The following is a 22216-nucleotide window of genomic DNA, read 5'->3' on the forward strand; positions in this document are numbered from 1 at the left end:
CGGTTATGTGGGATTAATTTGTACGAGACTAAAGCGTGATTATCCGGGTTATAAAGAGACGTTTGGGATGTAACTTAAGCGGTATGTAGAAGAGCATGAAAAAAGAATGATGAAAAAAGTCAGACTGTAATATAATTTATTACTTTTGCAACAATTTGCTATATTCTATAGTCTGTCTAATGGGTATAGTATCGCAGACTTTTAAATTTTAATCTTTAATTTTTAATTGATATTATATGAAAGTATTAGTTTTTATTTCATTGGTTGGAAGTTTGTTGTTGGCTTCTTGTGGAGGTAGTAGTTCGAAAGGGAACGCAAATACTCAAGAAGTGAATCCGGCAGATACAATTTATTTAGGTGATTTGCGTGAGAAGTTTGAGGGAGATAGTATTTTCTTTAAAATTGTTGCTCCAGATCTGATGTTGATGGATTATCAGTATTTGTGGGCTGTAACAGAATCGGAAGCGATCGAGAAAGGCTTGACAAAAGAATACTATAAACGTGTGAAGAAAGAAATCACCGATACGAATGAAGCTATCAAAAGAGGTGTGATGAAAGGGGCGAATGTAAAACGTATACCGGATTTCCAAGTATCTCAGGAAAACAAATAATGAATCTTTCCGGATGAAAGCTTTCATCCATGCAAATATTAAGAACAGGGGAGTCGCCCAATGTAACGGCATCCCCTTTTTTATTGTTGTGACGGTTAGATTTTGTATTAAGAAACTTCAGTCTATAGCTGGAAACTCTAGTTTCTACGTAGGAAAATCATTACTTCATATTAGATTGTAGTGTTTGCGAAAAGATTTGGCGTTTTACAACCTATCGTAAAGGAGTGAATGAACCTATATAAATGCGTTCTATTTTCAGGGAGGTGGCGTTTATTCCGAATAGGCCTGTCACATCTGATTTGTAATCTTCAGTCACATCTTCCACTAACCAATAAGGAATTGGACCAAGGTCTCGTGTGGTGATACTCTTTGAAGTATCGGGACGTTCGGGAAGTTTAAATTTGCAGTCATACTCTTTACCATTGATTGTAATTTGGAATGTAGTGCCTGACTCTGATGTGGAGCGGGAGAAACTTCCTTCTATTTCCGGAGTATTTTCTTTACCGGTAACAATTGTCACTTTACCACTACTTTTTTGGTCATAAGAGAAAGCTATTCCTCCTGTAGCTTGTATATCTGCTTCATCCTTTATCTTTTCTATTACCGCTTCTAGTTTTTCTTTTTGTTGTTCATTCAACAGGCTTTCATCTATTCCTATGATTCTTGCTTCCACTGAATTTACTGAAAAAGATTGTTTGCCGTTAACGACCTTTAGCCCTATTTTTATGATTCTTCCATCAGCGTCTTTTACCATCAATGCCGTGCTGCCCAGTTTTAGAGAGCTGATCCGAATATCATTATTCTCGTCTACATAAGCTGTTGCTATTTGCCCATCGGCTATTTCCGCTGTATAAGGAGCTACGCCACCCTTAATTCCCAACTTTGTTCCTCCCGTGATTGACAAACTGGCTTCACTAATAGGAGGTTCTGGATTGAGCATCACTTCCCAGTATTCAAACAGGTAAAAATCGTCAGCTTCGTCGCTGCATGAATAAAATACAGGAAGGGAGCATAGTAGAATAAATAGTAGACAGAGCCTTGTAGTTTTTGCTTTCATAATATTCTTCTTTTTTATTTCTTCACAAAAGTAAAGCTCCTTTCCTGTATTTCAAAGTATATTGATGAAAAATAAGGCTAAAACTTTATTTTACGCTGTTTCTCATCATCCACTACAGCCATCATTCCTTCTACCTGCGCTAAAGCCAGCATACGTCCATGGAAAGAATAACCGGCATTGTAACCTTTATCTTCATCTCCCAGCATCATTCGTCCGTGATCCACACGCATAGGGAGTCCCGGATTCTCATTTTCAAAAATGCGGATGAGATCAATCAGATGTCCTCTTCCTGATAGATGAGAACTTTCGATGAAGTTTCCGCCCGGCATGGCCTCTGTACTGCGCAGATGAACGAAATGGGTTCTTCCTGCAAACTTTTTCGCCAATTCACGAGTGTCATTGTGTGTGCCTGCGCTAAGGGAACCTGCACAGAAAGTCAAACCATTATGCGGATTGTCTACGGCATTCAGGAACCAAGCTATATCTTCTTCATTGGTGACAATACGGGGTAGGCCGAGAACCTGGAATGGAGGATCATCCGGGTGTACACACATATTGATACCATATTCATCGCATACAGGCATAATTGCTGAAAGGAAGTAACACATATTTGCTCGCAAAGCGTCCCGATCTATTTCTTTATATAAACCTAATAGACGTTTGAATATGGCAACCGGATTTTTATCTCCTTCTTTGATATTGCCGTTCACAAATCCTTGTGTCTTGACGATAATGGTATCAATCAAATCATCCTTTTCGGTCTCTGTAATTACTTTGTCCAGTTCGGCAACTTTATGCAGCTCTTCTTCCGTGTAGTCTTTTTCAGCTCCTTCACGTTCCAGTATTTTGATGTCGAAGTAAGCGAAACGAATACGGTCGTAGTAAAGCGAACTGGTACCATCCGGCCAAGGGTGCTGTAAATCCGTGCGTATCCAGTCGATTACCGGCATGAAGTTGTAACAGACAGTTTTTACTCCGCATTTACCCAGGTTAGCAAGACTTACTTTATAGTTTTCAATCAACTGCTCACGTTCTGTACCTGCATACTTGATGGCCTCACAAACCGGAAGGCTTTCTACGACCGACCAACGCAATCCATACGATTCAATATACGACTTCAAATCGTTGATTGCTTCTACTGTCCAAATTTCTCCGTTCGGTACGTCATGTAATGCGGTGACGATTCCTTCAACACCTATCTGACGGAGCATCGGCAAGGTGATTTTATCTTTCTTGCCGAACCATCTCCATGTTTTTTCCATCATAGCGTTTGAATAAATTAAAAATGAGAGATTAAAATTAAACGCCGCTGAATGCGCTGAAACCACCATCGATAGGCAACATAGCTCCGGTTACGAAACTGGCGGCTTCACTGCACAGGAATTGTACGGCACCATTCAATTCTTTGATGTCACCGAAACGATTCATCGGAGTTTTGGCTAATACCTTTTTACTTCTGTCGGTCAATGAACCATCCGGGTTGATAAGTACACGACGGTTCTGGTCGCCGATAAAGAATCCCGGAGCGATAGCATTTACACGAATGCCATCACCATATTTCAGTGCCATTTCGCTTGCCAGCCATTGGGTGAAGTTGGCTACCGCCGTTTTAGCAGCCGAGTAACCCGGCACACGGGTGATAGCGCTGTAAGCAGCCATAGAAGATACATTGATGATGCATCCTTTCTTTTGTTTTGCCATTACCTTGCCGAATATCATAGACGGATAAACCGTACCGTTCATATTCAGATTAGTTACTTTTTCCCAACAAGAGATGTCCATATCATAGAAGTGCTGATCCGGTTCGAGAGTGGCTCCCGGCATATTTCCACCGGCAATGTTCAATAGAATATCAATCTGTCCCCATTTGGCGACGATTTCTTCCGCTACCTTTTCAAGGCTGTCAATATCCAGTACGTTACCGATGATACCGATAACATCTTCTCCATATTGTTTCAGTTCTGCTACGCGATTGTCCAGTTGTTCCTGACGAATGTCAATAGCTACAACTTTTGCTCCCTGCTGTACAAAGTGTTGGGCAATATTTCCGCCCAGTACACCACCTGCTCCGGTAATAACAGCAACTTTACCGGCAATACTAAATAATTCGTTCATGTTTTCTATCAAATGTTTTTATGAATGGATGCAAAAATAGCGGGTTTTTATACATGCTATGATGCGTATTTTTGCAAGATATTTACCTATCTTTGCAAAAGCAGTTTAGAAAGGAGATTTATGAAGAAGATAATGAATGAGAAGTTGACTATTACGACTTCTAATCCCGTCCGTGCCCGCTTTTATGAATATCCACGTTTCACGTATCCGTGGCATTTTCATAGTGAGTATGAAATTATTTATGTGGAGAAGGGAGAGGGGGATTGTCTGGTGGGTGACAGCATTATCTCCTATTCAAAAGGTGATTTGATTCTTTTCGGTTCCGAACTGCCTCATAGTATGCAAAGTCCACCGGACGACGGGGAAGAATCTGATAATGAAGAAAAATCCGAACTGAAAGTAAAAGGAGTGAATATTCAGTTTGAGAAAGACTTTATGCATTATTCTATTTCTCAATACTCCCAGTTTATTCCTATCAGGAATTTATTGGAGGATGCTTGCAGAGGAATTAAATTCACAATTACCCGTTCGGGGAAAATCATCAAGTTATTGGAACAAATTCCTTCTGCCAAAGGAGCAGATCAAATCATCCTGTTGCTTTCACTTCTACAGATGATGGCTACCAGTAATCATAAGAAATATCTGACTACTTCTCATTATACTCCGTCCCCTTCGATTATGCGTAATGAAAGAATGGAAAAGGTGATTGCCTATTTGAATAAACATTATACCGAGTCTATAGGTCTGGATGAAATTGCTTCTTATACAGCGATGAACCCTGCCGCTTTCTGCCGATACTTTAAAGAAAACACAGGAAAGACATTTAAAGAGTATGTACTTGATATGCGTATCGGATATGCTTGTAAACTATTGAATAGTAGTATGATGAATATATCTCAAATCAGTGCTACTTGCGGATTTGAATCGCCTGTACATTTTAACCGCATTTTTAAAAGGGTGACAGGAATGACACCGACTTTATATAGAGAGCAGATGGAATAAGCTTTTCAGGCAATAAACATTTGAGTATAATTTCTTCCTCGTTCGTATATAATAGGAAAGATGAATAAACATGAACGTAAATAGAATGAAGAAAAGAATTTTGCTTTTGTTGTTGGTGATACCGGCATTGGTAAAAGCGCAAGATGTGATGACAGAAACCCGTCAGGAACTGACGTCTCCTGATGGAGCTTATCGTTTTACCTTTTATCAACGTGCGGTGGGAGAGGATAATACACAAATGTATTATACCTTGACTTATAAGAATCGTCCGGTGATTGAAGAAAGTAAACTGGGTGTTCTGATTGATAATCAGTTATTTGAATCGGCGTTAGGTATACCGAATGATACTTGTCATTTTTGGTGTGAGAATCTGAAGTTGACAGAGACTGAACATCAAAAAACGGACGAGAGATGGAAGCCTGTATATGGCGAACGTGCGGAAGTACGTGATTGCTACAATGAGATGACTTTGAAACTCAAGAAGGGAGAAGGAAATGGCAATCAGGACGGTGGTTACGATAAGCGTAAGAATTACTTTATGAATATCATAGTTCGCGCCTATAATGAAGGAGTTGCTTTCCGCTATCATTTTCCGGAAATGACAAACGGGCTTTTCTTGCATATCGTCGGTGAGCAGACTAGCTTCACAATGCCTGAAGGAACGATGGCGTATTATGAACGTTGGGCGCAAGGACCTTATGAACTTCGTCCGTTGGAAGGATGGGGCAAAGAGGAGAGTGAGCGTCCTTTGACCTTGAAACTGCCTGATGGATTATCTGTAGCTTTGTTGGAAGCGGAAATGGTGGATTATGTTCGTGGTAAATTCCGTTTATCGGCAGAGAAACCTTCCACTTTGGAGACAAGCCTGTATAGTAGTGTCGATATTATATCTCCTTACAGTACTCCGTGGCGTGTAATCATGGTTGGCGAACGTCCGGTCGATTTAATTAACAATAATGATATTGTCTTGAATCTGAATCCGGCTTGCAAACTGGCTGATACTTCTTGGATCAAACCCGGGAAAGTATTCCGTTCGGGCGACTTGAAACAAGATAGAGTAAAAGCAGCCATTGACTTTGCGGCAGAACGTGGTATTCAGTATGTGCACATGGATGCAGGATGGTACGGACCGGAAATGAAAATGAGTTCGGATGCTACTACTGTTTCTCCTGATAAAGACCTTGATATACCCGATTTGTGTAAATATGCCGAATCGAAAGGAATCGGACTTATGGTGTATGTCAATCAGCGTGCATTAGTGCAGCAGTTGGATACTCTGTTGCCTTTGTATAAAAAATGGGGATTGAAAGGTATCAAGTTCGGTTTTGTACAGATAGGTAATCAGCGTTGGAGTACCTGGCTGCATGATGCAGTTCGTAAATGTGGAGAATATGGTCTGATGGTAGATATTCATGACGAATATCGTCCGACAGGTTTCAGCCGTACTTATCCTAACCTGATGACGCAGGAAGGTATTCGTGGAAATGAAGAAATGCCGGATGCCACACACAATACGACTCTTCCTTTCACCCGCTATCTGGCAGGTGCAGGAGACTATACGCTTTGCTATTTCAATAATCGGGTGAAGAATACGAAAGCACATCAGTTGGCGATGGCAGCTGTGTATTACAGTCCTTTGCAATTTATGTTTTGGTATGACAGACCGGAATTCTACCAGGGAGAAGAAGAACTGGAATTTTGGAAAGCAATTCCGAGTGTATGGGATGACAGCCGCGTGTTAGATGGAGAAATTGGTGAATATATCGTTCAAGCACGTCGTTCGGGGAATGACTGGTTTGTAGGAGCAATGACGAATACGGAAGCCCGCGCAATTACATTGACTACGGATTTTCTGGAACCGGATAAGAAGTATATGCTTCACCTGTACGAAGATGATGACAAGCTGAATACACGAACGAAAGTACGCAGTACTCACAAGAAGATAAAAGCCGGAGATAAGCTTGTTTTGAAGCTAAAAGCAAGTGGCGGAGCCGCATTGCATTTCACTCCACTGGAAAAATAAATTAGCTGTTTATTGATAAATACACTATGATAAGTGTAATAATAAGAAATATCCCCTTTAATCCTGTCTTTCATTCGTCGAAAGTCATAACAAGGATTAAAGGGGATTTCATTTTCTTATTTACTATAATTAATCAACCACTTCACCATCTCCGGATCATAGTGGGAGAAAAAGAGCGTTTTAGCTGTGTCAAGCGCAGCGATAGCCGCCATATCGTCCGGTGTTAACGAAAAATCGAAAACATTGAAATTCTCAATCATACGTTCTTTATGAGTCGATTTCGGAATCACGATAATATCGCGTTGAATCAGATAACGCAGTGCGACCTGTGCCACTGATTTGCCATATTCTTTACCGATTTTCTGGAGAGTCGGATTGGTGAAGAAGTCGTTTCGTCCTTCAGCAAACGGTCCCCATGACATAATTTTAGTACCATATTCTTTCATTACTTCCTGCAACTTTATCTGTTGGTTGAAAACGTGTGTCTCTACCTGATTGATGGCAGGAGTGATTTCACAGAATTCAGCCAAGTCTATAAAGCGGTCTGGATAGAAGTTGCTGACACCGATCGCACGGAGTTTACCAGCCTTATATGCTTCTTCCATAGCCCGGTAAGTTCCATAATAATCACCGAATGGCTGATGAATGAGCAGTAAGTCTATATAATCACTCTTTAATTTACGAAGTGATTCATCAATAGAAGCTTTAGCCTTTTCGTAACCGGCATTTGAAATCCATACTTTTGTAGTGATGAACAGTTCCCCACGCGGTACGCCGCATTTGCTGATTGCATTTCCAACACCTTCTTCGTTATGATAGGCTTGTGCCGTATCAATAGAACGATAACCCACACTGATTGCATCTGATACACAACGTTCACATTCTTCAGGTGTAACCTGATAAACACCATAACCTAAAATAGGCATTTCAATGCCATTGTTCAACTTTACTTTTTCCATAATCGAGTATATTTAATTAAAGTCATATTCCACTGATTGCATGATCCTTATTCTCTGTATGCAAAGTTAGTTTGTAGAAACTAATCTGTTCTTATATAGATTACAGGTTTTACTACCATTTTTACGGATAGCTCTATCTTTGGAATTTAGTCTTTAATATATAGTCTTTTGAGGAGTATTTTGTTCTCCATATTCATGCTATATGGAGTTAAATCAATTAAAAGAATCATTATGAATAATATTCTCTTGTTGCTTTGTTGGCATCTATTGATGTAAATATATCACTACTCATTCATTGAGTGGAAAGGTTATTCAAGAAATTAAAGAACTAATTCCTTGAACAACCTTTCTAAAGTATTATCTAAATCTGTAGAGAATCCCGGATGAGGACGGGACACTTGAATACAGGAGCTTTTTACCGCAGTCAGCCACCGGAAGCGGTCCGGAATATCCATATTGGCAATAACTCCTCCTTCTTTATTTCCCTGACAAATCTTGTCGAAGACTTTCAGACCTTCTATCAGACAGTTGATGTCCAATTCGGAAGAGAACAGTTTCAATTTGTTTTCATCTATTGTATAAAGAGATTTGAGATATTTGCACCGTTTGGAAAACAGTACAATACCTACATTAATAAATTCCTCACGTTCTACTTTAGGAACGAAACGGATAACTGCGTATTCATATAAGTGCCTTTCTTGCATTTTGCGCTTCATTTACAAATATTTCGGAATGCTTGATCCTTTCTTCTAAAAATTGAATATAAACATCTCTCAAGTCTTGCGGAGTTTCCTGTCCTTCCGTCCAGTTCAGCCAGTCGTCAGGGACGGCATTGACTATCTCCCGTATCTTGTCATCGGTAAGTAGTTGTTTGAATGTTGCGTCTACTTCTTCCAGCTGATCGGCAAACGGCAATAGTACATGATCTTTTATTTGTACGAACGGACTAAGTGCGTGTTTCTGCCAATTCGTCCACGAATGATGGAAATAAAGGGAAGCTCCATGATCGATTAACCACAATTCTTTATGCCACATCAGCATATTCGTATTCTTGATTGTACGGTCTACATTGGTCAATAATGCATCCAGCCATACAATTTGCGAAGCAGTTTTACCGTCCACCTTATGCGCAACAGGGTCGAACGTCAATGAACCGGACAGGAAATGCAGACCCATGTTCAACCCACGGCTCCATTGCAGTAAATCCTGTATTTCTTCGTCCGCTTCCGTCCGCCCGAAAGCCTCATCCAGATTCAAAAATATAATCTCCGGAACTCTGAATCCCAGTGTACGGGCTATTTCTCCCCCTATCAATTCGGCAATAAGGGCTTTAGTCCCATGTCCTGCTCCTCTGAATTTTACGACATATTTGAATTCATCATCCGCTTCAGCCAAAGCCGGCAATGACCCTCCTTCCCGCAAGGGAAGAATATATCTTGTTACATTTGCTGTACGTAAATCCATATCACTCCTTTCTTAAATTGAGAATAAAGATACAACGTTTTTATGGAATAGTCAGTGAAAGGCTTCCTATAATAATAGTTTTTTTGTATTTTTCGGTTGAGTATACTTTCTTCCTGCTACGTATTATATAAAACAATAATAAATGAATTAAACATGAAACTACTTCGATTTTTGGTATTTGGAATAATGTCTTTTATTCTGTTACCCAGCAATATGGCAGCCGAATGGCAGTGGTCTGTACAGCTGCTAGGTATTATTTCCAACGAAACGAACGATCATCCGCAAGCATTCTTGTGGATACCTTCCGATTGTACTCAAGTGAAAGCTGTGATAATAGGCAATCATAATATGACAGAGGAGACTTTGTTTGAAAATTCTCTATTTCGTGAAAGATTATCAGAAACGGGTATAGCACTGATATGGATTACCCCTGGATGGGATCAAAGATGGGATATAACTACCGGATGTCAGGAAGCCTTTGAAAAGATGATGGAGGATTTTGCGAATGTCAGTGGCTATAGTGAATTGAAATATGCGCCTATTGTCCCTTTAGGACATTCGGCAATGGCTACCTATCCGTGGAACTTCGCTGTCTGGAATCCCGACCGCACACTAGCCATTATCTCTTTGCATGGAGATGCGCCGCGCACTAACCTTACCGGATATGGTCGTGACAATATGGAGTGGGGGAAACGTACGATTGACGGCATCCCTGGATTGATGATTGAAGGCGAATACGAATGGTGGGAAGACCGTGTAAATCCGGCTTTGGCATTCCGTATGATGTATCCTAAAAGTTGCGTCTCTTTCCTTTGCGACACAGGGCGCGGGCATTTCGATATAGCCGACCGTACCGCTGGTTATATTGCGTTGTTCTTAAAGAAAGCACTGGAATATCGTATGCCCGCAACGTATGATTTAAATAAGCCTGTGGAATTGAAGAAGCTGAATCCGCAGAATGGCTGGCTTGCCGAAAGGTGGCATCCGAATCAGAAGAAACGTGCAAAAGCTGCTCCTTATAAAGAGTATAAAGGAGACTCGCACGACGCATTCTGGTATTTCGATAAGGAAATGGCTGAAATGACGGAAGAACGCTATCGCTGGGAGAGAGGGAAGAAACCACAATACTTAGGTTTTGTACAAAAGGGGCAATTGCTCACATATAATCCCAAATCCCATGTGAAAGTTGCCGCCCGCTTCCTGCCGGAAAAAGACGGATTGACTTTTCATCTGAAAGCTGTATATACGGATAGCTTGCATACTGCAATTTCTGACGAACATTCGCTCATTTCTCCTGAAATAACCCGTATCTGTGGCCCGGTTCAGAAGGTGAACGATACAACCTTTACTGTCCGTTTCTACCGTATGGGAATGTACAATCAGCGCCGTACGGGAGATATTTGCCTTCTAGCCAACAATGATGGTGACAAGCACTATAAAAGCACAGTTCAGGAACTTAGTTTCCGGATTCCCTATCGCAATACGGAAGGTAAACGCCAGCATATTCTTTTCCCGGGTCTTGACGATGTGAAGAAAGGTACGGAAACTATCTCTTTACATGCAACTTCCGATTGCGGGCTACTCGTATATTACTACGTGAAAGAAGGGCCGGCAGAAATAGAGGGAAACAAGTTGGTATTTACTCGAATTCCCCCACGCAGTAAGTTCCCGTTGAAAGTGACTGTGGTAGCATGGCAATATGGATTGGCAGGAGAAGTACAGACTGCCGAACCGGTAGAGCGGAGTTTTTTCATTTATCAATAGGCAATTGATAAATGAAAGATTATGGAACTATAAGTTGGAATTCGTATTTTTGCATTGAGTGTTAGGCAGAACTTATTCGTATCCAATAATAAATAAGGATATTAAAAATGATTATGAATAAGAAATCTTTAGTAGCAATCGCATTATTGGCAGTATCGGCTATATCGTCGGCTCAATCTGTATACCCTGGACAGCACCAGGGGAAAATGAAAAAAGAGACAGTGGCTCCTGTGCGGGTGCAAAGCTTTGATTTGAAGGACGTCCGTTTATTACCGAGTCGTTTTCGTGACAATATGTTGCGGGACTCCGCATGGATGACCTCTATTGAGGTAAGTTGCCTGTTGCATAGTTTCCGGACAAATGCCGGAGTCTTTGCTGGTCGTGAAGGTGGTTATATGACAGTGAAAAAACTCGGTGGCTGGGAATCTTTGGACTGTGAGCTTCGCGGCCATACTACCGGACATCTGCTTTCGGCTTACGCTTTGATGTATGCCGCTACTGGAAGTGAGATTTTCAAGCTGAAAGGGGATAGCCTTGTCAACGGGCTGACCGAAGTTCAGAACGCTTTGAAAGGCGGATATTTAAGTGCTTTTCCCGAAGAACTGATAAACCGTAATATCCGGGGAAAGAGTGTTTGGGCACCTTGGTACACCTTGCATAAGCTTTATTCCGGTCTGATAGACCAATATCTGTATGCGGATAATCAGCAGGCTTTGAAAACAGTGACCAAAATGGGCGACTGGGCTTATAACAAACTGAAACCACTTAGTGAAGAAACCCGCAAACTCATGATACGCAATGAGTTTGGAGGTGTCAATGAATCATTCTACAATTTGTATGCTATCACAGGAGATGAACGTTACCGTTGGTTGGCCGAATATTTCTACCATAATGATGTAATTGACCCGTTGAAAGAACTTCGGGACGATTTGGGAACAAAACATACGAATACGTTTATCCCGAAAGTCATAGCCGAAGCGCGTAACTATGAGTTGACAGAGAATGAGACCAGCAAAAAGCTCTCGGAATTCTTCTGGCATACCATGATTGACCACCATACTTTTGCTCCGGGATGCAGTAGTGATAAGGAGCATTTTTTCGACCCGAAGAAATTTTCTAAACACTTGACCGGCTATACCGGAGAAACTTGCTGTACTTATAATATGTTGAAGCTTAGTCGTCATCTTTTCTGTTGGACGGGCGATTCATCTATTGCCGATTATTATGAAAGGGCACTATATAATCATATCCTGGGACAGCAAGATCCGGAAACAGGAATGGTCACTTATTTCTTGCCCTTACTTTCGGGCTCACATAAACTGTATAGTACCAAAGAGAACTCTTTCTGGTGTTGTGTCGGCAGCGGATTCGAAAATCATGCTAAATACGGAGAAGCTATCTACTACCACAACAACGAGGGAATCTATGTAAATCTGTTTATTCCTTCCCAAGTCACCTGGAAAGAAAAAGGATTAACCCTTCTTCAGGAAACGGAATTTCCGAAAGAGGAAACGACCCTGTTTACTATTCGTGCCGAGAAACCGGTTCGCACTACTGTTTATCTAAGATATCCTTCATGGAGTAAAAAAGCGGAAGTTCTTGTGAACGGTAAAAAAGTAGCAGTAAGACAAAAGCCGGGTTCTTACATCGCTATCACCCGTGACTGGAAAGATAATGATCGTATCTCGGCTACTTACCCGATGCAGATTGCATTGGAAGCCACTCCCGATAATCCGAATAAGGTAGCTTTATTGTATGGCCCGTTAGTGCTTGCTGGAGAACGGGGTACGGAAGGTATGCAGGCTCCCGCACCTTTCTCTAATCCAGCTCTTTATAATGATTATTATACTTATAATTTCCATGTACCTGCCGATTTGCATATCTCATTGAAAGTAGATATGAAACATCCGGAACGTACTTTGCAGCGTACAGGAAAAGACCTGAAATTTACAACAGAACAAGGAGATGTGATTCGTCCGCTTTATGATTTGCATCATCAGCGTTATGTGGTATATTGGGATTTGCAGTCGAAATAGAAGATTTTAAGAACGAATTACACGAATTACGCAGTTTTATAATTATAATTGCATCAAATATAACTGCATCAAACAACAGTGTAGTTCGTGTAATTTGTGTTTAATACGAAGTTAATAGATAACGAAAATGAAGGGAAGATTATTAATAGTAATTTTTATAAGTATCTGTTTAATTGCAGGTTCCTGCAATGTATCATCCGTACAAGGGGGGCGTTATAACTTCTCTTCATTAGATTCTGTTATTCAAGGCTGGGTGAGTAAAGAGTACTATCCAGGTGCTTCTATCTGTGTAGTAAAGAATGATTCTGTCATTTTTCAGAAGAACTATGGTAGCTATACTCTTGATACAAAAGTATACGTAGCCTCTGCCGGAAAATGGGTGGCTGCTGCTGTTATCGGAGCGGTAGTAGACCGTACTGATTTGGGGTGGGATGATCCAGTGGAGAAGTGGTTGCCGGAATTTAAGGGAGATGCCAAAGGTAAAATCCTTTTGCGACAATTGTTATCTCATACTTCCGGAGTGCGTCCCTATCTTCCTGAACCGCGCGTAGATAATTACAATCATCTGGATTCTGCCATTATTGAGATATTGCCGTTAGATACGGTTTTTACTCCGGGAAGCCGGTTTCAATATGGAGGGCTTGCCATGCAGATTGCCGGAAGAATGGCGGAAGTGGCAATGGGGAAAGAGTTTGAAACTCTTTTTCAGGAATTATTAGCACAGCCATTAGAAATGAAAAATTCCCATTTTACTCCGATAAATACAGATGGCGGACATGCCCCGATGTTAGGTGGTGGTCTGTGTACTACCTTGAACGATTATATTCATTTCCTATCTATGATTTATCACGAAGGAATATATCATGATAAGCAGATACTGACAACCGAGACTGTGAAGGAGATGCAGGCGGATCAAGTGAAAAATGCTGTTGTTTCTCCCGGAGAATATACGGAAAGAGCATTGGGACAGTCCCATAATGGCATTTACGGATTAGGTGAGTGGCGTGAACTGGTCGATAAAAAGACAGGGGAAGCCTATCAAATCAGTTCACCGGGATGGGCTGGCGCTTACCCGTGGATCAATAAACGGGAGAATGTTTATGGCTTCTTTATTGCTCATGTAGTCGGTGCTTCCAGTAAAGAAGATGGTTTCTCATCTTTTTATGGTAGTCCTGTAATTTCGAGAACTGTTTCAGAGATTGTAAAGGGACATCCGTTGGTTGTGAAACAAGGCCGCGTTGAAGTGGGCAACGGTTCTCTTTACTATGAGGAAGCCGGCACAGGTGCCCCCGTCATCTTTGTACATGGTCATTCTTTGGATCATCGTATGTGGGATGAACAATTTTCTGTATTGGCAAAAAAATATCGTGTGATCCGCTATGATTTGAGAGGATATGGTATTTCGTCTTCACAAACGGAAGACTATCAATTTACACATGCTGAAGATTTAGTTACTTTGATGGATTCTTTGCACATCAAGAAAGCGCATATCGTCGGACTTTCTTTAGGTGGTTTTATTACTGCCGATATGTTGGCGTATTTCCCGGATCGGATGTTATCTGCTTTTTTAGCCAGTGGGAACATAAGAAAGTCGAAAGGTCCGAGTGAACCGATGACTCCGGAAGAAGCAAGAGTACGTGATAAGGAGATTGCTGCTTTGAAAGAGAAAGGGGTAGATGTGATGAAGAAAGAGTGGTTTGAAGGATTGATGAAGTCAGGAGGAAGTCAGCGGGAACGAATGCGTGAGTCTCTATGGCAAATGATCGATGAGTGGGATGCGTGGCAACCTTTACACAAAGAAGTACGGGTGGTAGCTGGTTTGGATGCCATCGAGAAATTGAAAAAGAATCATCCCGATGTACCTGCTTTAATTGTTGAAGGTCATTCTTCCGGCAACCGATTCTCAAAAGAACCTCCCATTTTACAATATCTTCCCAATGGAAAACTGAAAGTAATTGACGATTGCGGACACATGCTGAATATGGAACGCCCGGAAGAATTTAATGCAGCATTGGAAGAATTTTTGAAAAACGTTCAATAAAGAATAATATTGTAACTGATTATATATAGAATAGACTAAGTACCATGAAACAAACTATTATTGCTGTTATCTGTTTTTTGTGTGTTTCTTCATTATATATACAAGCACAAAAAATAAATCATCCTTCATTACTGTATACTCCACAACGCATACAGCAAGTGAAACAGCGTATGCAGCATGAACCTAAATTGCAGGAAGCATGGGGAGATATTAAGAAAACAGCAGATGAAGCTTTGCAAAAGAAAGATTTTAATCGATTAGACTATTTGTCGTTAGCTTATTTGATGACTGATAATAAGGAGTATGCAGACGCAATCAAAGAAATCCTCCTGAAAGCTGTGGAAGCCGAATCATGGGGAGATGTGGAAATGATGGCACGTATTCCTGCATGGCGTTCACAACTAGGTATGGCTCATAAGAGTTTTCTTTCCGCAGTGGGGTATGATGCTGCATACAATGTCATGTCTTCTTCAGAAAGAAAAAAGATAGCCGAAGGATTGAAACGGTTAGCCGTGGAACCGGCATTGGGAGACTGGTTGTTGGAACCGACCCGTATTCACTCATTGAATTCGATGGGACATAATTGGTGGACCTCCTGTGTTTGTCAGGGTGGAATATTGGCTTTGAGTCTTCAAAATGAACTTCCTGAAGTTAAAGAATGGGTGGAGCAACTTCACGAATCACTTCCTGAATGGTTTGATTTTGCCGGTGATGTATTGCAACAGAAAGCAAAGAGTTTTGATGAGGCCGGTGGAATGTATGAAAGTCTGAATTACGCCAACTTTGGTATTCAGGAAGCTTTGTTGTTCAGGATCGCTTGGATAAATACTCATCCCGGACAGAATCCGGGTGATATTCCTCAATTGGCAAAATTGCCGAGTTACTTCTCACAAGTCTGCTATCCGCGTACAGGTATGCTGCATAGTTTGAATTTTGGAGATAGCCATAAAAATGTATCGGCAGAATCCAGCATGATGTTATTGTATGCATTGGGGGTGAAAGATCCAACAATATTGTGGTATATAGCCCAGGTGGAACAAGGACAACATCGTGATGGCTTTTTCCTGAATCGTCCCATGGGCTTCCTTTACACTCCTGATTTGAGTAAGGCGCCCGCTGTCCCTCAACTGCCGACTTCTCAATTATTTGCCGATTTTGGTTGGGCTACGATGCGTGATTCGTGGGAAAAGGATGCTACGATGCTGGCTGTAAAAAGCGGTCATACATGGAATCATTCTCACGCAGATGCCAATTCATTTATTGTCTTTCATAAAGGGGTAGATATTATTAAAGACGGGGGAAACTGCTGGTATCCTAATCCTGCTTATCGGAATTATTTCTTTCAAAGCCAAGCGCATAATGTAGTATTGTTTAATGGAGAGGGACAACCTCGTGAGCAGCAGTACAGCGGTTCTACTTTGAGAGGATATTTGCATCATCTTCTGGATGCGGGAAATGTGAAGTATGTCCTGGCTAATGGAACAGGTCCTGTATCTAATAATTTCAGTCGTAATTTCCGCCATTTCATTTGGATGGATAATGTTATTTATATGATTGATGATTTGAAAACACATAAAATAGGGCAATTTGAATGGTTATGGCATACAAACGGGACATATAAAAAGTCGGGAGTTGACGTGAATGTGACGAACGGTAACTCGTCGGTTGTGATTCGTCCGTTATATCCTCGTTTGCTGGCTAAATCCGATTTTGTGCATGACTACCCGGAAGATTTATATTGGGAAGAAATACAGGCACCAACTGAAGACTTGAAAGGCACTGAAACCTATTATTCATTTCATTTGCCGGCAGAAGTCAATCGTATAAAAGGGCTGACAGCTATTATATTAAAGGAGACCCCCAATGAGAAAGACTTGCCACAAATGGAACGGCGGGAAGGACAAGATTGGATTGGGCTTCGTATCCGTCATAAAGGGAAAGTGACCGATCTTTATATTAATCAATTAGCAGACGGCAGGCTAATGCACAGCAACTCATGGATTATGCCGGACGGCTGGATGACAGATGCTTATATGTTTGCTGTCTCTTATCCCGAAGGTACTAAATCTGCTGACGCAAAAGATTTCTTTATCTGTCATGGCAGTGCATTGAGACGCGATAAGGAGACTTATTTTTCTTCTCTTTCCAAATTATTTGTAATTCAGAAAGAAGAAGGTAAAAAGTTGAACCTTTGGATAGACGGGCAACCGAAGATCCATGCAACGTTCAGAAGTGAGAAGAAACCAACTTTGTTGGAGGTGAATAATCATAGAATACCTGTTGTTTATCAGAGATCACAGATAAAGGTAAAATTATAACTAGTGCGGTAGTTGATATCTATAAAGTTGGTATAGAATGGATATGGTCTTTATAGATAGTGTTAGTTCGTATTTTATTTATAGTGACGCTATCACTATAAAATAGCGTCACTATTTATATTAGCATATTCTTACCATAGGAATATTCAATAAAAAAGCAACTTTTCCCAGTTTATCTGCGACATGCCCCACTCCGATAGCGCAATGATGAGAAGGTCCTGCTTTGCTCCATTTATTCATAAAAACACGTGCTCCACAATTAAAGCGATAACGACTGTTTGTATTTCCGATTTGTAATGTAGGACCTTCTACCGATTTCCCTTCTGCTACGAGTAAGAAAACTCCATCTTTTCCCTCACAAACAGACAAGAAGGTGACATCTCCATGTTTAACGGTCATCTGTATAGAAAGTCCTTTTCCCGGTTTTCCATGATAAATAGGGAGAGGAACTAGTTTCACCTTGCCTTCGGCAATAGCAAAATGTGCTGGTCCGTCATGTCCCCACATGACTATATCATCATTGAAATCCATAGCATACGGTTCGGAGAAGGAGCCACCAGTTCCCAGTAGAGACATGATTTTCATGGCCTGCACGTTCTTAACTTCACATTCTCCGGCTATTGGAATATTCTTCCCGGTAAGTAAAGTGTTTCCTGCAATGATGGAAGTCACTATATTTTCATATTCATTTCCTGAATATCCTTCGTAATAGTATGCCATGGAACCGAGGTTGTGTGCTGCTATTAGCTTGTCGAGAGCGATGGAGGTACGGGCGGCACGTTCTAATTCATAAGTATCACACTCTGCTACAACATCGAACTTATCATTGAACTCCTGTAACTTATCTTTTAATTCCGTTTCAGTTACCGCATCGCGATAGGCTTTCAATTCACACATCTCCACTTGCTCAATATGAGTGCCGAATATAGTAGATTGCATGGTGGTATCTGTATATACATCCAACATACCACAATAATAATGTCCGAGAATTCCCATACGGTTCTCCCGCATCCCTTTAATAACACGTGCGGCGTCAATCCAAGCTTCGATTTCTTTCCATACAATATCTTCTTGTAAGTATCCGGTGACAATATCATAATGAATGCCTGCACGGTTGAACACGCAAGCAAACTCCGGTGCAGAACATGCCTGACAGTGGGCAAGCCATTCTCCAGTCATTTTACCACGATCGTCCATACTATTAATGAGTTGATAATCAATAGCAGAGACCGGTTGTATATTTAATAGGACAATCGGAACTTTTATACGTTGTGCTATCGGGAGGATTGTAGATGAAAGTGCATAAGTCGAGATAAAAATAAAAGCAATTTCTATTCCATTATTTTGCATAAGAGTAGTGGCATCTATTGCTTTTTGAGGTGTATCTACCATACCAGCGTCCACTACATCGGCATGAAGTCTGTGCATCTTTTCTTTGATCTCTTTTTGATATCCCAGTAGACGGGGGAGAAGTCCTTCAAATTGTTCCCAATAAGTGTTGAGCCCCACTCCGATTAATCCAACTTTAACTGTTGATTTTGTTGTTTCCATGTGTATTTACATTTTTAAATTTGTTATACAGACAAAGATACGGGTAGAAATCAGGACAGTACTTTATTATTTGATTAGATAACCTTGTTTTTTGAGATTACTGTTTTTTGTAATCATTACTTGCGATCATCACTATTCACGGAAATCACTTGGTTTTTTACCCATTTTCTTTTTGAACTGGGTAGAAAAGTAATCGGGTGACTCAAAATTCAGCGAGTAGGCTATTTCTTTAATAGATAGGGAAGTGGTACGGAGTAGTTCTTTGGCTCGTTGTAGTTTTAAATCTTGAAAATAGCGTGCAGGAGATAAACCTGTGTAATTTTTGAATTGTTTACGGAAAGTTGAATAACTGATTCCCAAGCGTTCAGCTATCTCTTGTATGGAAAGAGAGGTTTCTATTCCTTCACGCATCAGTACACGTGCTTTGTTTATTTCTTCTGACAGGTACTTACTTTTACTAAGTTGATTGTTACGATTCAGACCTGTACTCTATTGTCTATGTTGGTCCCTTTAAATCCGATCCAATATTGTTTCCAGCCGATATTTATATCTGGATAATAAGTATGCCATTCTCCGGGAAAGAGAAGGAACATTGTTCCTGCCTTAATGGTAGTGGCTTCTATACTTTGTGTTTTAAAGGTTCCTTCGCCTTCAGATATATAAACCAACTGGTATTCTTGTAATATCCGTCCTTTCCGAGGAGAGAAATAATATCCAGTCTGATGATTTGCTGTAGGATATTTCTCTCCTTTGTTGATCGTTTCATATCCGACAGTATTAATAGAAAGTCCCCATAATAAATCATGTTTGTTCTCTATTATATATTTGACTGGTTTCATAGACATAGGCATTTTGAGGCAAAGGTATAAAAAATATAGAAAAAATTGAGTAATATATTTAATACCTTCGTATATTACAGTGACAATGACTATCTATTAATTAATACTAGAAAAATAATGAAATTAAAGTATATCTATTTATGTTTCTTGTGTGCTTGCCAGTTGATGGCAATGGGCAAAGACATACTGATATTGGGCAATAAGTCAAGTGAGCAAAAACATGATTTGAGAGATTCGCTGACAGAGAAGTATGTAGGAGGAATGGGAGAAACAGCCCGTCGGATGCTGCCCGGAACGAATCCGGATTGGCAAGGAGGGATCCTTCGTTTCAAGATGAAAGTCGATTCGGAAAAACAGAACTATTTTACGGTTCGTTGTTGGGGATCGGAAAGTGACAATGCCATGGTGATGTTATTTATTGAAGGAAAACAATTGGGCTATCGCCATTTGGGAGATTATGATTTACTGCATCGTGGAAATGGAGGAGCACCCTGTCAGGGACGTTTCTATTATTATACAGTGCCCTTACCTTTAAACTATACTCGCGGAAAAAAGGAAGTAAATCTGGAAATGCGTTCGTACGGAAATACATGGGATTACGGAAATACTTTCGAGAAATACCAAAAAAAAATGGAAGGTCCTACTATCGGATTTTATAAGGTATATATGGACGTGCAACCTTGTTTCCTGCCGGACAAGAATGAAAAACAGGGAAAAGATGAGGTCTCACTAGCTCCTGTTCGTCCGGCTCCGGGGATAGAGGTGCTGAATCAGTTGAAGGAAACGGTTTCAGCCCGTATTAATCAGATTCTTGCTAAAGATACCCCTTTGGGACAACAGGAAGTATGGTTATTGGCGGACGCTTATTCCGTGAAATGGACTCCTGCTTTTCAGAATCCGAAAGTAGTGGATGCTGTGATCCGAAATATTGATCATTATTATACAAAGTATCTTGAGAAACCGGCTATTATAAGTTCGGACCCTAGTGTGTACAATGGCGACTGGATGACTACTTGTCTGTTGGCTCGTAGTATTCGGAGTTTGTGGAGTGAATTGCAGGATAGTTTGGAGGTCTCTGTCAATGGGGCTACCCGTCGTGATATTTGGTCACAACTGATGATAGCTTCTTTAGATTATGGAACCACTCATCGGCGTCACTACACGAACCAGAGTATGATTATTGACATGGCAATTTATGAATGTAATCGGGCATTAATGTTGATGAATCCCCGAAAAGCATTGCCGGAATACCAAACATTACGCTATCTGTATGAATCTTTGGCATTGGCTCCGTGGCTAGGTAAAGAGACACCGGACGGACCGGAGAGACCATTAGGGGATCATTATTGGCAATTGACGGATAAGGCACTGACTAAAGAGCTTGGTTTTGTCGGTTATTATGGAGAAGTGGTAGATTGGTTGATACATATTTATCGGGCAACAGCGATACCCGGTGTTCCTTTTTCGGGGGATTTGAAGATTAAAGACCAACTTCTTCGTGTAGCCAATGCCCGTTATAATTTCCGTTATCCTGCCATAGATGAGGAAGGGTATAAGTGTTTCCGTGCGGAAGCCGTAGTAGGGTGGCGAGATGGAAATCATTATCCGGGAGATGTGATTTACGGGGATCGGGGAACGGCCTGGGATGCCACTCCGTTAATGGCTGCCGCTGCTACCTTGGACCAACGGACAGTGGGTGTTGCTCAACAAATGTTGGAAGATAACCAGTTCTTCTATGCGGTAGCGAAGAAATTGAAAGATGCTGGCAATATACGTGTTTTGCAAAGTTATCTGCACATTCCTGATGAATATGAACTGATTATGAAACAGACACCATCAGAGGAAAAACTTCCCATGTCCGTGTCAGCTCCTGATTATGTGTTTTCGGATGAAGAGGATGGAGTAGTGGCTATCAAGAATGGTTCGGAAATCCTTTATGCATCGTTGTATTGGCGTGCCCGTAATGCAGTGAATAATTTAGCGAAAGTACATTATATCACTCCTACATTTGAGCGACTGGCTAATGTACATATTGAAACGAAATTTGAAGATAGCGGAATGAGATATGCTCGTCCGGACTGGGTGAATCTGGGTTTTGCCGGTTGGCGTGAGTGGTATAAGGGTATTCATTCTGCTCATGCCGGAGAAGTACTGCCGATAGCCAGAATACCGGAAGGAGTAAAGTTTAAACCGGGAGATGAAAATATCTATGCCGGAAAGGCGGACTATTATGAACTGAAATACGGCAATTATGTGATCGCCATAAATGGTTCTACTGATAAAACCTTTGAACTATCTGTTCCGAAAGCAAAGGCTGTATTTAATTTGACAGATCATAAAAAGAAGGTGGAAGAAGACGTCTTAAAAGTTAGCCCTCGGACAACTGTTGTACTGGAAGTCCGGTAATAGTCTGTTTCAGGAATACGAAAGAGGTCT

17 protein-coding genes are annotated in these 22216 nt (G+C 40.9%); 8 read left to right on the plus strand and 9 right to left on the minus strand.

What is annotated here, in order from left to right:
* Positions 1-236 precede the first annotated feature (236 nt).
* Positions 237-611, plus strand: coding sequence for a hypothetical protein (locus I2I04_RS02440; protein WP_143257255.1), 375 nt, complete (start codon positions 237-239; stop codon positions 609-611).
* Positions 612-822: 211 nt separating this feature from the next.
* On the opposite strand, the gene I2I04_RS02445 is transcribed toward I2I04_RS02440, so the two are convergent.
* The 3 genes from I2I04_RS02445 to I2I04_RS02455 all read right to left on the minus strand — a co-directional run bounded on the left by I2I04_RS02445 (position 823) and on the right by I2I04_RS02455 (position 3783).
* Positions 823-1668 (minus strand): pilus assembly protein N-terminal domain-containing protein, encoded by an 846-nt coding sequence (locus tag I2I04_RS02445; protein WP_195654200.1) that lies wholly within the window; start codon positions 1666-1668, stop codon positions 823-825.
* A gap of 77 nt (positions 1669-1745) precedes the next feature.
* The gene (uxuA, locus tag I2I04_RS02450; RefSeq protein WP_143257257.1) at positions 1746-2933 is read right to left on the minus strand and encodes a mannonate dehydratase; all 1188 of its coding nucleotides are present in this window, start codon (positions 2931-2933) and stop codon (positions 1746-1748) included.
* A 34-nt stretch (positions 2934-2967) separates the two neighbouring features.
* Entirely contained in the window at positions 2968-3783 is an 816-nt protein-coding gene (locus I2I04_RS02455; protein WP_143257258.1) for an SDR family oxidoreductase, read from the minus strand.
* 120 nt (positions 3784-3903) lie between these two features.
* On the opposite strand from I2I04_RS02455, the gene I2I04_RS02460 reads away from it, so the two are divergent.
* Together I2I04_RS02460 and I2I04_RS02465 are read left to right on the plus strand one after the other, a co-directional pair.
* Positions 3904-4785 carry an AraC family transcriptional regulator gene (locus I2I04_RS02460; protein ID WP_195654201.1) on the plus strand — a complete coding sequence of 294 codons (882 nt, stop codon included), beginning with the start codon at positions 3904-3906 and terminating at the stop codon, positions 4783-4785.
* 70 nt (positions 4786-4855) lie between these two features.
* Entirely contained in the window at positions 4856-6808 is a 1953-nt protein-coding gene (locus tag I2I04_RS02465) for a glycoside hydrolase family 97 protein (RefSeq protein ID WP_195654202.1), read from the plus strand.
* Positions 6809-6924: 116 nt separating this feature from the next.
* Here I2I04_RS02465 and I2I04_RS02470 read toward each other — a convergent pair whose 3' ends face one another.
* From I2I04_RS02470 to I2I04_RS02480, 3 genes are all read right to left on the minus strand, one after another.
* On the minus strand, positions 6925-7767 hold the full coding sequence (locus tag I2I04_RS02470; RefSeq protein ID WP_195654203.1) for an aldo/keto reductase: 843 nt from the start codon (positions 7765-7767) through the stop codon (positions 6925-6927).
* 320 nt (positions 7768-8087) lie between these two features.
* Positions 8088-8471 (minus strand): DUF3037 domain-containing protein, encoded by a 384-nt coding sequence (locus I2I04_RS02475; protein WP_004316036.1) that lies wholly within the window; start codon positions 8469-8471, stop codon positions 8088-8090.
* Complete coding sequence (locus I2I04_RS02480; RefSeq protein ID WP_195654204.1) at positions 8449-9231, minus strand: HipA family kinase; 783 nt, start codon at positions 9229-9231, stop codon at positions 8449-8451. The genes I2I04_RS02475 and I2I04_RS02480 overlap by 23 nt, the downstream gene beginning before the upstream one ends.
* A gap of 153 nt (positions 9232-9384) precedes the next feature.
* On the opposite strand from I2I04_RS02480, the gene I2I04_RS02485 reads away from it, so the two are divergent.
* The 4 genes from I2I04_RS02485 (at position 9385) to I2I04_RS02500 (ending at position 17390) form a co-directional block, all read left to right on the plus strand.
* On the plus strand, positions 9385-10995 hold the full coding sequence (locus I2I04_RS02485; protein WP_195654205.1) for a hypothetical protein: 1611 nt from the start codon (positions 9385-9387) through the stop codon (positions 10993-10995).
* Between the two features lie 113 nt (positions 10996-11108).
* Positions 11109-13031: a glycoside hydrolase family 127 protein gene (locus tag I2I04_RS02490; protein WP_195654206.1), complete on the plus strand. Its 1923-nt coding sequence runs from the start codon at positions 11109-11111 to the stop codon at positions 13029-13031.
* Between the two features lie 127 nt (positions 13032-13158).
* Entirely contained in the window at positions 13159-15072 is a 1914-nt protein-coding gene (locus tag I2I04_RS02495) for an alpha/beta fold hydrolase (RefSeq protein ID WP_195654207.1), read from the plus strand.
* 44 nt (positions 15073-15116) lie between these two features.
* Positions 15117-17390: a heparinase II/III family protein gene (locus I2I04_RS02500; RefSeq protein WP_195654208.1), complete on the plus strand. Its 2274-nt coding sequence runs from the start codon at positions 15117-15119 to the stop codon at positions 17388-17390.
* 120 nt (positions 17391-17510) lie between these two features.
* Here I2I04_RS02500 and I2I04_RS02505 read toward each other — a convergent pair whose 3' ends face one another.
* The 3 genes from I2I04_RS02505 to I2I04_RS23460 form a co-directional block, all read right to left on the minus strand.
* On the minus strand, positions 17511-18941 hold the full coding sequence (locus I2I04_RS02505) for an L-fucose/L-arabinose isomerase family protein (RefSeq protein ID WP_195654209.1): 1431 nt from the start codon (positions 18939-18941) through the stop codon (positions 17511-17513).
* A gap of 132 nt (positions 18942-19073) precedes the next feature.
* The gene (locus tag I2I04_RS23455; RefSeq protein ID WP_317192935.1) at positions 19074-19352 is read right to left on the minus strand and encodes an AraC family transcriptional regulator; all 279 of its coding nucleotides are present in this window, start codon (positions 19350-19352) and stop codon (positions 19074-19076) included.
* A 65-nt stretch (positions 19353-19417) separates the two neighbouring features.
* Complete coding sequence (locus I2I04_RS23460; RefSeq protein WP_317192936.1) at positions 19418-19780, minus strand: AraC family ligand binding domain-containing protein; 363 nt, start codon at positions 19778-19780, stop codon at positions 19418-19420.
* A 117-nt stretch (positions 19781-19897) separates the two neighbouring features.
* Here I2I04_RS23460 and I2I04_RS02515 point away from each other — a divergent pair, with 117 nt between their 5' ends.
* Positions 19898-22186: a hypothetical protein gene (locus tag I2I04_RS02515; protein ID WP_195654210.1), complete on the plus strand. Its 2289-nt coding sequence runs from the start codon at positions 19898-19900 to the stop codon at positions 22184-22186.
* The last annotated feature ends 30 nt before the right edge of the window (positions 22187-22216 follow it).

It is taken from the genome of Bacteroides sp. 1001136B_160425_E2, from assembly GCF_015559655.1.
Classification (GTDB): Bacteria; Bacteroidota; Bacteroidia; order Bacteroidales; family Bacteroidaceae; genus Bacteroides; species Bacteroides luhongzhouii.